This is a genomic window from Metabacillus rhizolycopersici, from assembly GCF_020075705.1.
Map to the genome: position 1 here is coordinate 115,122 of NZ_JAIQUM010000006.1, position 11,664 is coordinate 126,785.

The 11,664-nt window shown below is 34.6% G+C and carries 12 protein-coding genes and 1 pseudogene; 11 read left to right on the plus strand and 2 right to left on the minus strand.

The features are described from left to right. Positions 1-268: 268 nt before the first annotated feature. Positions 269-757: a hypothetical protein gene (locus K9V48_RS04580; protein ID WP_224137317.1), complete on the minus strand. Its 489-nt coding sequence runs from the start codon at positions 755-757 to the stop codon at positions 269-271. A 94-nt stretch (positions 758-851) separates the two neighbouring features. Here K9V48_RS04580 and K9V48_RS04585 point away from each other — a divergent pair, with 94 nt between their 5' ends. From K9V48_RS04585 to K9V48_RS04595, 3 genes are all read left to right on the plus strand, one after another. Next, complete coding sequence (locus K9V48_RS04585) at positions 852-1,385, plus strand: GNAT family N-acetyltransferase (protein WP_224137318.1); 534 nt, start codon at positions 852-854, stop codon at positions 1,383-1,385. Positions 1,386-1,587: 202 nt separating this feature from the next. Continuing rightward, positions 1,588-2,460: an AraC family transcriptional regulator gene (locus K9V48_RS04590; protein WP_224137319.1), complete on the plus strand. Its 873-nt coding sequence runs from the start codon at positions 1,588-1,590 to the stop codon at positions 2,458-2,460. A gap of 563 nt (positions 2,461-3,023) precedes the next feature. Further along, the gene (locus K9V48_RS04595) at positions 3,024-3,950 is read left to right on the plus strand and encodes a ketopantoate reductase family protein (protein WP_224137320.1); all 927 of its coding nucleotides are present in this window, start codon (positions 3,024-3,026) and stop codon (positions 3,948-3,950) included. A 673-nt stretch (positions 3,951-4,623) separates the two neighbouring features. Here K9V48_RS04595 and K9V48_RS04600 read toward each other — a convergent pair. Next, complete coding sequence (locus tag K9V48_RS04600; protein WP_224137321.1) at positions 4,624-4,899, minus strand: YnaG family membrane protein; 276 nt, start codon at positions 4,897-4,899, stop codon at positions 4,624-4,626. A 761-nt stretch (positions 4,900-5,660) separates the two neighbouring features. Here K9V48_RS04600 and K9V48_RS04605 point away from each other — a divergent pair. From K9V48_RS04605 to K9V48_RS04640, 8 genes and pseudogenes are all read left to right on the plus strand, one after another. Further along, positions 5,661-5,888, plus strand: a complete 228-nt coding sequence (locus K9V48_RS04605; RefSeq protein WP_224137322.1) for a hypothetical protein — start codon at positions 5,661-5,663, stop codon at positions 5,886-5,888. A 38-nt stretch (positions 5,889-5,926) separates the two neighbouring features. Further along, a complete protein-coding gene (locus tag K9V48_RS04610; RefSeq protein ID WP_224137323.1) occupies positions 5,927-6,124 on the plus strand; it encodes a DUF6980 family protein in 198 nt (65 codons plus the stop codon). 108 nt (positions 6,125-6,232) lie between these two features. Then, entirely contained in the window at positions 6,233-7,219 is a 987-nt protein-coding gene (locus K9V48_RS04615; RefSeq protein WP_224137325.1) for a Gfo/Idh/MocA family protein, read from the plus strand. A 117-nt stretch (positions 7,220-7,336) separates the two neighbouring features. After that, complete coding sequence (locus K9V48_RS04620) at positions 7,337-8,044, plus strand: M48 family metallopeptidase (protein WP_224137326.1); 708 nt, start codon at positions 7,337-7,339, stop codon at positions 8,042-8,044. Positions 8,045-8,148: 104 nt separating this feature from the next. Then, positions 8,149-8,592, plus strand: a complete 444-nt coding sequence (locus tag K9V48_RS04625; RefSeq protein WP_224137327.1) for a HEAT repeat domain-containing protein — start codon at positions 8,149-8,151, stop codon at positions 8,590-8,592. Between the two features lie 93 nt (positions 8,593-8,685). Then, a complete protein-coding gene (gene ppnP / locus K9V48_RS04630) occupies positions 8,686-9,000 on the plus strand; it encodes a pyrimidine/purine nucleoside phosphorylase (RefSeq protein WP_224137328.1) in 315 nt (104 codons plus the stop codon). A 167-nt stretch (positions 9,001-9,167) separates the two neighbouring features. Further along, a pseudogene (locus tag K9V48_RS04635) lies at positions 9,168-9,470 on the plus strand (IS4 family transposase); the annotation flags it as partial. Between the two features lie 643 nt (positions 9,471-10,113). Further along, positions 10,114-11,439 carry a GntP family permease gene (locus tag K9V48_RS04640; RefSeq protein WP_224137330.1) on the plus strand — a complete coding sequence of 442 codons (1,326 nt, stop codon included), beginning with the start codon at positions 10,114-10,116 and terminating at the stop codon, positions 11,437-11,439. Positions 11,440-11,664 lie beyond the last annotated feature (225 nt).

Consider the following 11,664-nt stretch of genomic DNA (forward strand, 5'->3'; position numbering starts at 1 on the left):
ATCTAACTAGCAAGCCACAGGGGAATTTCGTTTAGTAGAGTAATTTCCGAAAAATTAGTCTAATGCCTTGCATTTACAATGTTGATTATCGTTTAGTTGGTGAAAGCAAAAACCACCTTAAGATGTTCCCTCATGTGTAGACTATATGAAAAAATCCATACTGAGAACAAATGAGGGATTAATTGCACTTAATCTCTGAAGTATGGTGGAGTCTTATGACATAAATTCCACTTCTTATTCCAATATGAAGAGAATAGAATTTTTCGTTTTAGCGGTCAGTATTATGGGAACTGTTGCTGGTGTTTTTATGGTTGTTCGTTTGGAACATCTTTTTTGATGCAGTATTAAGCTTATCTAAAAACCTGTTAAAACCGAACCCTACAAAAAAGGCAATACTTATTTGGGCATAAGGAGCGTCATCAAACTCTTTGAACTCAACTAACAAAATGCCGCTTTGTATTAAAGTAACCGCAACTACAGCAGTTCCAGTTGCAAATATTGGATAAAAAATGTACATGATCCACTGTTTATAATCGTTTAATTCATCCTTCATATAGTGAGAGCAAAACATATAAAGATGTCGAAGTGAACCGCCAATAGCCCCAGCGAAGAAATAATATAGAAAAATGTCAATTTTAGAAACGAATGGAAATGCTTTTTCAATGACACCCACCTGCAACGCACCCACTGCGATGAAACTTCCAAAAAACAATAGGGAAAGATAAATCAAAATCATAGCTTTTAAGCCTTTCTTCATCTAAGTCACCCCACATCATTTGTTTTATCCTATGGAGTGATTGATGGAAATGTTATTCAAAGTATGTTAAGCATTAAATTAGGAGATGTAACGAATGAATTGTTCAATTAGAGAAGAAATACTTGAGGATGACAAAATGACTGAAGAAGTTGTCAAACGTGCATTTGCAACGATTGAATTCAGTGATAAAAAGGAACATGAATTGGTAGCTAAAATTAGAAAATCAGATGCATTTATTCCACAATTATCTTTAGTCGCAACAAATGATCATAATGAAATCGTAGGTCATATCCTTTTTTCAAAAATAAGCATTGTGAATGACAATCAATATACAGAATCATTAGCTCTAGCACCTGTTTCTGTTTTACCTGATGATCAAAAGAGGGGGATAGGAAAACGTCTCATTCAAGAAGGGTTAGATAAGGCGAAAAGACTTGGATATAAATCTGTTATTGTTATGGGGCATCCTGATTACTATCCAAAATTCGGATTCAAAAAAGCGTCTTTTTGGGGAATTAAAGCACCCTTCGAAGTGCCTGACGAAGCTTTTATGGCTTTAGAGTTGGAGGGGAATTCGCTCGATAAAATTTCGGGAGTTGTTGAATATTCTAGCGTATTCTTTGAATGAGTTTTTAAGGAAATAGTTACGACAATAGAATCAGGAAGTTAGAAGGTCCTTAAATTTGGTAATTTCAGCAATTGAAGATAGAATAGAAAATTTAAAATTAAATGAACTGTCCCTATAAAAATTAATCCTACATAACTGTGCACGAAATATCGGATGCATTCTTTCGTCACCTGCTATTGTAATGATAAAGGGAGGTCATAGGATGGATTTGCTTAAGAATCTGAATGAAGCGATTAAGTATATGGAAGAAAATCTTACTGACGATATTGATTTTAAAGAAGTAGCAAGGCGGGCTTGCTGCTCTGAATATCATTTTAAAAGGATGTTTTCTTTCCTAGCAGGTATACCATTATCGGAATACATTCGCCGCAGACGACTGACTCTTGCAGCATTTGAGCTTAAAGATTATAGCGTAAAAGTCATTGATATTGCGATGAAATATGGCTATAATTCACCAGATTCTTTTACAAGAGCTTTTCAAAATTTACATGGTGTAACACCGTCAGAAGCGAGGAATAATGGCAGTTCACTTAAATCCTACCCAAAAATGGCCTTCCAATTATCAATTACCGGGGGTAGTGAAATGAATTATCGAATAGTAGAAAAAGAGGCATTTTTCATTGTAGGCATTAAGAAAAGAGTGCCAATTATTTTTAACGGGGTTAATCCAGAGATTGCCTCTATGTGGGGAAGTTTGGATAGTGATACGATTAATGAACTAAAAAAACTTTCTAATGTTGAGCCAATAGGTCTTCTTAGTGGTTCCACTAACTTTTCTCAAGGTAGAATGGAGGAAAAAGGGGAGTTAGATCATTATATCGGAGTAGCAACAACGAGGAAGTGCCCTGATAATCTGACCCAGCTTGAAGTTCCTGCCTCAACATGGGCTGTTTTCGGAGCAATCGGACCATTTCCTGATACGCTGCAAGACGTATGGGGACGTATTTATTCCGAATGGTTTCCCTCCTCAGGGTATGAACAAATAGAGGGACCAGAAATCCTTTGGAATGAACATAAAGATGTTACCTCACCAACCTTCAAAAGTGAAATATGGATTCCAATTTTGAAAAAGTAACATCATACATGAAGTTATTAGTATTCAAAGAGCTGGATTGACAGCTCTTTGAATATATCCTTCTCTATCAAAATAAATCGGTTAACTCTTAATTTCTGCAATTTTCAAAATGAGGAGAAGCTTGAAAACCTAATCTTTATCTACCACTATAATAATATGATAGGGGTTATCAAAATGGTTCCTGCAAAAAACACGCAAACCAAAAGAAATCATACTCGCAAGAAAGGAGCTTCCTTCAGACAAATCCTCCGTGTATCCTTTTTCTTAGTAATTGGACTTCTTATTGTGTATATTTACTACTTAATGACCGAAGATAAATTACTAAGTCAAATAGTAAAGCTGTCATCTATTTTTGTAACCTTTATTAAATCTATTCCTATGCCAGTCTTATTTATTATAGGTTATACAATCTTGGTTTTTTACGTTGGATATTTAGTAGGTAAGAAGAGACAATAGAAGTTTGTAATGCATTGTTTTGGAATAAGATACTTAAAATGTCCCGAATATGCATTACCTCTTTTTCGTGTTAACATAATAAAAAAGAGATTAGGAGGGTATTAATTTTGAATATTTTGGTGCAAGGTGCAGGAGCATTAGGAGCTTATTTTGGTGGGAGGCTGTTAGAAGCAGGACTTAGTGTTTCGTTTTTTGTGAGAGAAAAACGGGCTGCTCAATTAATACAAGAAGGTTTAAGAATAAACAGTCCCGAAGGAAACGTTGAAATTAAAAATGTAACCGTTTATACTTCGCCTGAAAAAGTCAAAAATATAGATTTGGTGATATTGGCAGTAAAAGGATATCATCTTGATCAAACCATACCCCAAGTTCAAACGATTGTTCAACAGACAGGAGCTTTTGTGTTGCCTTTGTTAAATGGTGTGGAGCATTTGGGAAGACTTCAGCAAGCAATTGGAAAAGAAAAAGTACTTGGCGGATTTGCTTCGATCATTGCAACGCTTAATGAAAAAGGACACGTAAACCATACGAGTGCAAGTAGTGCCGTAAAATTTGGAGTTCTTCATAATGAGCAAACAGAAATATGCGAGCAACTAGAAGAGATTCATAGTCTCGTAAAAACGAATTTCTTAAGGGAAGAAAATATCTTAAAACATATGTGGAAAAAGTACATATTTATCACAGCATTGTCAGGAATCACTTCAGCCATGCAGCTTCCAGCTGGTTATATCGCGAGTACAAAGGCTTCGTTTAACGTTGCGAAAAATGTAGTCTTAGAAATGAGCACTCTCGCTAAGAAAGAGGGTATCGAGTTAACAGAGCAAGAAGTGGAAATAATGGCAGATAGATTGAAAGGGTTCCAAAAAGAAGCGACATCTTCCATGCATCAGGATATGAGAAAAGGGCTTCCTCTAGAAGTCGAGCATTTACAAGGGGGCGCACTTCGTTTAGCTGCCAAACACGATGTAACTGTTCCTGTTATTGAAACACTTTATGGAATACTGAAACCATATGAAAATGGTAAACCGGATTGACGATTTGTTTTGAATTACACCAATAAGGTCCTATAACGGAAGAATGGGCTGTACCGACAGCTCATTTTTTAATTTAAAGAATTTTGCGAGAAGTATGGCTATCTATTATCTATTTAACGAAAGGTTAGAGATGTTGAATAAGAGTAATCACTCTTTTTATTGAAGTAACGACCCTTTAGTTGAACAAATGTATGATAAATCAATTAGAGGATATTATGTAGAACGGTTTGAAAATCGATCATAATCGTTCATGTAATCATAATATATTACATACTTAATAAGGAGAATTTGAAAATGACTATATTTAAAAATAAGCACGTAATAGGTATTTCGTGGATTTTAGTTACATTTTTACTAGTAGCCTCATTTTTAACTATTGCTTCTATTTATTTCAATACTAAAGAAATAAGTTCATTTAGTTCTCAATGCTATGAAAATGGTGGACGAGTCATATTAGAAATACATAATAATTTCACAAATGAATATTCTTTTGAATGTAATTAAAAAGGAATGTTATTGTAATCGTTTATATCATGTTCAAGGAACTTACCACAATTTGGTTCTCTTTTGTAAGGCTGTGTTAAATGTTAATGTTGATAATTAAGGGAAACCAAACTATGTAAGTTTCCCAATCCTTTTTCAACTAACTCACTCCGTCGATGAAAGAGGGTAACTAAACACCAAATATCACTGTTCCTACAACCATATATGCTAAAGGGAAAACAAATAAGACCGTATTTGCAATGATAGAACAAAGTGTCAAAACATCTTTTCGGATTTTATGTGCTTTTGAAGCAAAGAACAAACCAATAGGACAAAATAATAAAGAGGGAAATATTGGTAATCCTTGTATATTTTTAAGTGTAATAATATCAAACAGAAAATTTACTATGAATATTAGTGGAACAAGGAATAACAAATAAGATATAATAACAAATTTTTTTTGCACAACATAAGCTCCTTTTGAGAAAATTTTGTTTCTTCAATATTAACATAAAGAAGGTTTTATCAGGGTTATTTTTCCAGTGAAATCTTTCGCTATTAAGTTAGTTGAATGGGAACTACACAATGAATTTTGACAGACGCAAGCTGTCATATGTTTCTGGAATTTCAAATACAAATGATGTTACCAATAAATAAGATCATAATATTTTGCGATAATCAAAAGATAAAACATACTGTGGTGATAAAGTGAAGAAAATCCCTTCAAATCTAATATCTATTATGTTTCATACAATATTTATAGTAAGCACGATCATTACATTGTTTATTGTATATAAAGATATTGATAATTCGTTTTCTTTTAAATTTCTAACTGGCTATGGAATTTTTCTAATTTTATTTCTTATTTATTTTGTGATTGCAACTCTAATCAATTTGAGGAAATTAAAATGGCTGGATATTAGAAAAGGAATGTATAGATTTCTTACTTTAATTGTTTTCCTTAGTGGGATAAGTATCATTTTTTCTTATTTTTTTAAACCAGCAGAAATAGATTATTATAAGATTTTCTCTATTGCTTTAGGTTTATCATTAGGGATAGCTTTTTTTGATTTATCGTTCTCTAGAAAAAAGGAAAATAAAATGTAAACTAATTTTATATTCAGCTAACGAACACCGTTCCTTATCAAGAGGGTGTTCTTACTGAACTTTTAAAAGTGGAATAAGGTTTTTAACCTAATGATGTAGGACAGTTCAGGATGTGAAAAGATGGTTACATTATTTATTAGTCTTTGGCTAGGCTTAACTATACCGATAAGTTTATCAGTTGTTTTTTGGGTACTTGAACCAATTGTCATAAAAGACACTACGGGAGTAAGTATGATCGTCATTACTCTAATAGTTGTTTTTTTAGATGTGTATATTGGAATTAAGATATTTGAAAGGAAAGTTCAACCGTTTTTGGAAAAAAGGAAGAAGAAAAAACACTTCCCTTAACTTAAAAGGGTGCTTATTATACAAGGAGATGTAGAAAATTGAAAAAACATTGTTGTGAGGATATGGCTTATCATGTAAATTTCAAGTGTGATGTACATGAAAATCCCTTTGAATGTCCCGACAAAATAATCATATTCGATGAAAAGGATAATGACTACGGTTTAATCATCCATGATGGTGGTTCTTCAACTTTAGAAATTATTTTTTGTCCGTGGTGTGGTTCGAAACTACAATAAGATACTAGTTAGAGATAAAGAAAAAACACTTCATAAAGATTGATTTATTTAGAACATAATAAGCTCTTAGACAAAAAAATAAGCAACATTCAGAGGAGGAATAGTAGCATGAAATATAACAAAGTTCGTTGGGGTATCATCGGTTGTGGGGACGTGACAGAAGTAAAAAGTGGTCCAGCATTCCAAAAAATAGAGAACTCAGAGCTAATTGCTGTTATGCGGAGAACAGGGGAACTTGCCAAAGACTATGCAAAACGGCACAATGTTCTAAAATGGTATGATAATGCCGAGGCACTTATTAATGATCCAGATATCGATGCTGTCTACATTGCAACACCACCGGAATCACATAAAGAATATACAATCAAAGCAGCAAAGGCGGGGAAGCCGGTTTATGTGGAAAAGCCGATGGCCCTGAATTTCGCAGAATGTCAAGAGATGATCTCAGCGTGTGAAGCGGCTGGAGTTCCTTTATATGTTTCTTATTATCGTAGAGCACTCCCTCGATTTTTAAAAATAAAAGAGCTGTTGGAAAATAAAGCAATCGGAGATGTTCGTTTCGTTTCAACAACCCAATATCAACAGGCTTTAGTTGATGAAGGAGGTTCTAAAAATACCTCGTGGCGTGTTCAACCTGATTTGGCTGGTGGGGGACTGTTTTTTGATTTAGCTAGTCATACGATTGATATGTTAGACTTTTTACTAGGTCCTATTAAAGCTGTTCAAGGTTTTGCTTCAAACCAAGTAGGTAATTATCGTGCGGAAGATATCGTTACAGGTACATATCTATTTGAAAATGGAGTCCATGGCATAGGAAGCTGGTGTTTTTCTGCTTTTGAAGATGTCGATACGAATGAAATCATCGGTAGTAAAGGGAAAATAAGCTTCTCAACTTTTGGAAACGATCCAATAGTAGTAACAACTACTGATGGATCAGAGGGATTTAGCTTCGAACTACCACAGCACGTCCATCAACCGCTCATAGAAACAATCGTAGCTGATTTAACTGGAGATCGTGACCAATGTCCTAGCAGTGGATTGACAGGTGCGAGAACTAGTTGGGTTATGGATGAAATGGTGAAGAGTTTTTATTGAAAATAGGACAACTGGCATCACAATCGCATTTAGGGTCGGCTTAGGGTTTTGTTTATTTTTGATTCAAAAAAGTTGAAATGGGACTCATGCGAAAAAATGGAAACACAAGGTGATTAAATGATACATATATTTTCAGGTGAGACAATCAGTTATAATTTAGTTTACAAGAAGAGGACAACCATAGGTATTTATATAGATCTGTATGGAAATGTTGAAGTGCAGGTTCCTAAAGGGACATCTGAAGAGTGCGTGCATCAATTATTAGAGGGAAAATGGGAACTCATCCAACAAAGAATAAAAGAAATGAAGGATAGAACAGCTGGGCACGTGGAGAAGGTCTATGATCATGGTGGGAGTTTTCTTTATTTAGGAAACTCTTATCCCATTTTGATTTCTCAAGATACAGATATCAAGAAAGATACGGTTGTGTTTGAAGAAGAAAAATTACATGTATACGTAAAACAACAAGAAGATGAAAATATAAAACAAGCATTAAAACGATTTTATTATCAGCAATGTAAAGCGTTAGTAGAGAAGCGTATTCAGTTCTATCAAAGCAACTTTAAACTAAAACCACGTTCGATTCGTATTTCTGACAGCAAGACTACATGGGGAACGTGTGATTCAATGCGACAATTAACCTTTAATTGGAAGCTTTCGATGGCACCACTGAGCGTGATCGATTACGTAGTTGTTCATGAAATGTGTCATATGGTCCATATGAATCACGATCGCTCCTTTTGGCGACTTGTCGGTAAAATCTTACCAGATTATGAGGAACAGGAAAACTGGTTAGCGTTATCAAGTTGGAAAATGGTTGTATGATGGTACGGTATGATAGAATAGTGATTGTCTGTATTGGCTAATAATAATGCTAAGTTGCAAATCATGTTATCATTAAGTCCATTGGATATGAAAATAGAAGGAGTTTGAATCGATTGGAAGCAAAAAGTACATTACCAGAAAATTATGAGGGATTAAAAAAGCAGGCAAATCGAACGTCTAATTGGCGTGAACGTTTAGATGCGGTGGAAGAGTTAGGACATTGGAAAAATAAAAAAGTAATCGATATCCTCATGCGCTTAATGAATCAAGATCCAGTGTATAAGGTTCAAGAAGCAGCATACCGTCAGCTGAAAAAATTTGGTGAGGATGTTGAATTACCGCCAAGGAAAACAGGTAACCTGGTTAAAGATGTAACGAAAATCATGTTAAGAATCAAGAAGAGTTTGCCAGAAGGTCATAGCTATGAAGAGTTCAAGACGAAGCTACAGAAAATGAGACTTGATGTGTATGATACGTACGAAGGTGATAAGGGAGCAGACTTTGATAAGTGGCTTGAAAACATGTGGGCGTTACTTACGAAAAAGTAGAAATTTCGCCGTTGTCTAATTTTTTAAAATTTTCACTTTATGTTGAAAAACTTTTGTGCTAAATTTATTAAATAACATGAAAGGGTGAACAAGATGTCTCAACTAGAAAATGTTAATTTAATAAAGCAAGCAAATGTTTATTTTGATGGAAAAGTAACGAGTCGTACAGCTATATTACAAGATGGTACGAAAAAGACATTAGGAATCATGCTGCCAGGTGAATATGAGTTCTCTACAGCTCTGAAGGAGGAGATGGAGATTTTATCTGGAAAATTAGAGTATAAACTATCTGGACAGGAGTGGGAAACCATTGAAGGAAGCGGTGTGTTTTACGTTCCTGCAAATGACAAGTTTCAATTGAAAATTCACGCTGTTACGGATTATTGTTGTTCTTATATAAAGGAGTAGCTTCTTATTAATTAGACTTCTTACATATGTAAAAAGCCAAAGTTTTAGGTCACCTCATAAGTTTGTGGGTGCTTGATACTTTGGTTTTTTTGTTATATGTTATAGCGTACTAAAAAATTCTTGTACTGTGGGATAAGCGCACGACATTCAGCGTAAGCGTCCGGCAACATGGGCAACTCATCGGCATTCTCCTCTGTTCTTCCACCATGTTTCAAATGCGACAGCTCCTGCTAGAAAGGAAAAAACAAGAGTTGAGCGAATACAAAGCGATTTATCTGATTAAAGATTACTTTCCGTTATTGTTTTGGGCAATGGCAGGTGGCCCAAATGAAATTGTAATGATTCTATATCGTCTCTATCAATTGCTTAAGAAAAATGGACGTAAATGTCATCGGTATAAGAAGAAGACTGTCTTTGATATTCTAGGGATTGTGTACGAAACGACAGTAAAGCATAGACAAGCTGTCTAGCGAAAAAAATCGTATTTTAATAGACTTCTTTGGTATGCCTACTTTTCCATTACTCGCTCGTTTTGAAACAAGAATTATTTCGTATCTAGTCATTTACGTCTTTAGCTTGATGGGCATGTGTCTGTACCTCTTTATTTAATCAAATTTCCATTGAAGTGATATTTTGGCTAGATTAATAGGTCCTTAAAGTTATTTATTGAAATTATCATAAGAAAAAATTTCCTAATAACAATCGAAACAAGAAAAAAATTTCCTAATAACAATTGAAACAAGAAAAAATTTTCCTTATAATAAGCATATTGCGATAAATTTCTTTCAGAATAGACATAATTTGACTGTGGTAGCTCTCTTGTGTGCTGCTTCGTGAATTGGTATTGACTAATTTTTAGATATAGCGTCAAGCTTGCTTTCATCTAGAAAAAGTAGATGTAATGAAAGCGTTTATCGTAATATACTTTAAAAATTTTGTCATTATCTAATACAGGTAAATTCTTCGATCCGATAATGGTTATTATGATTAATTGCAAAAGTGCTTTCAGTTCGTATTAAGGTTTAAGAAAAATGATCAATTATCTGAAAGTAACCATTATCTGTGAAAGAAAACTAGATAATGATTAAATAATGAGAAAGAGTGGTGTTTCGGATGGCTATGTATTTGTTAATCATTACGTTGTTAGCAATTGTCATTGTTGTGTTAGGAGTATCTTTATTTAAATGGCATGCGTTTATTAGTTTAACTGTTGCAAGTTTGTTTTTAGCGCTTGCGTCTGGTCTATCAATGGACAAAATCGTTAGTGCATATGAGACTGGGGTTGGCGGAGTTTTAGGTCATCTCGTTGGAATTTTAGCGTTAGGAACTATTTTAGGAAAACTGATGGCTGATTCAGGTGCTGGCATGCAAGTTGCAGATTTCTTTGTTCGGGTTTTTGGTGAGAAGAGGCTGCCATGGGCTATGTTAATTTCCGGTTTTATTATCGGAATTCCGGTATTCTTTGAAGTTGGGATTTTGATTTTATTACCTCTAGTCATTTCGATTCATAAAACAACTAAACAAAACATATTATTGATTGCGTTACCAGTTATTGCTGGCTTATCGATTGTACATGGTCTTGTTCCACCACATCCAGGGGCAATGGCTGCGATTAGTATTTACGGTGCGAACCTTGGAGAAGTGCTTCTTTATGCACTTATTATCTCTATCCCTGCAGCAATTATCGCAGGACCTGTATTTGCAAAATGGGTTCATAAACGTGTAATTCCAGAAGGAGAACCGAACTTAATTCGTGTATCAACAGCATCAGATAAATTGCCGGGTACAGGGATTTCGTTTTTTGTAATTTTATTACCTGTTATCTTGATGATTTTATCTTCAATTGCGCCATATTTGTCGATGCCTAGTGGTTTACTGAAGTTTTTAACACTAATTGGTAGTCCGATCATCGCTCTTTTAATCGCTTGTTTTGCAGCATTCTACTTTTTGGGAATGCGACAAGGAATGGATAAGAATAGAATTAAGGAATTAACAGAAGAATGTATATTACCTGTTGGTTCGATTGTGTTAATTATCGGAGCTGGTGGCGGATTTAAACAAATTTTAATTGATAGTGGAGTCGGTACTACGATTGGTCAAATGTCACAAGATTTATCTCTATCTCCACTTGTTTTAGCGTTTTTAATTGCAGGGTTAATCCGAATTGCAACAGGCTCTGCTACTGTAGCTCTTACTACATCTGCTGGCATCGTATCACCTATTATTGAGAATATGTCAGGTGTGAATCTTGAATTGCTTGTTATCGCGACAGGAGCAGGATCTTTAATGTTCTCACATGTAAATGATGCAGGTTTCTGGATGGTAAAGGAATATTTAGGATTAAGCGTGAAAGAAACGTTTAAAACATGGACGGTATTAGAAACAATGCTCTCATTTATTGCTTTCGGAGGTGCCTTACTCCTTAATATGTTTTTTTAAAAAATTAACTTAGTAGTAAATGTTTAAATAATAAATGGATAATCTGAATATAGAGAAAACGAGCCTTAGAAAGTAATTCTAATGGCTCGTTTTTTTTGAAAGAATATATAATTTTTGGTGCTTAGTTTTGGTGTCTAGCTCCAGCCCTTAGCTCCTCGAGTCATAAGCCACTAAAGAACACCTTCTATTCCTAAGCGTCTTATGCTATGCCTGAGCTAAACAAGG

What these genes read in the sequence shown, in the direction of transcription:
- K9V48_RS04585 (WP_224137318.1), top strand. Translation starts at nt 852, where the DNA reads ATGAATTGTTCAATTAGAGAAGAAATACTTGAGGATGACAAAATGACT.
- K9V48_RS04615 (WP_224137325.1), top strand. Translation starts at nt 6,233, where the DNA reads ATGAAATATAACAAAGTTCGTTGGGGTATCATCGGTTGTGGGGACGTG.
- ppnP (WP_224137328.1), top strand. Translation starts at nt 8,686, where the DNA reads ATGTCTCAACTAGAAAATGTTAATTTAATAAAGCAAGCAAATGTTTAT.
- K9V48_RS04640 (WP_224137330.1), top strand. Translation starts at nt 10,114, where the DNA reads ATGGCTATGTATTTGTTAATCATTACGTTGTTAGCAATTGTCATTGTT.
- K9V48_RS04590 (WP_224137319.1), top strand. Translation starts at nt 1,588, where the DNA reads ATGGATTTGCTTAAGAATCTGAATGAAGCGATTAAGTATATGGAAGAA.
- K9V48_RS04620 (WP_224137326.1), top strand. Translation starts at nt 7,337, where the DNA reads ATGATACATATATTTTCAGGTGAGACAATCAGTTATAATTTAGTTTAC.
- K9V48_RS04580 (WP_224137317.1), bottom strand. Translation starts at nt 757, where the DNA reads ATGAAGAAAGGCTTAAAAGCTATGATTTTGATTTATCTTTCCCTATTG.
- K9V48_RS04605 (WP_224137322.1), top strand. Translation starts at nt 5,661, where the DNA reads ATGGTTACATTATTTATTAGTCTTTGGCTAGGCTTAACTATACCGATA.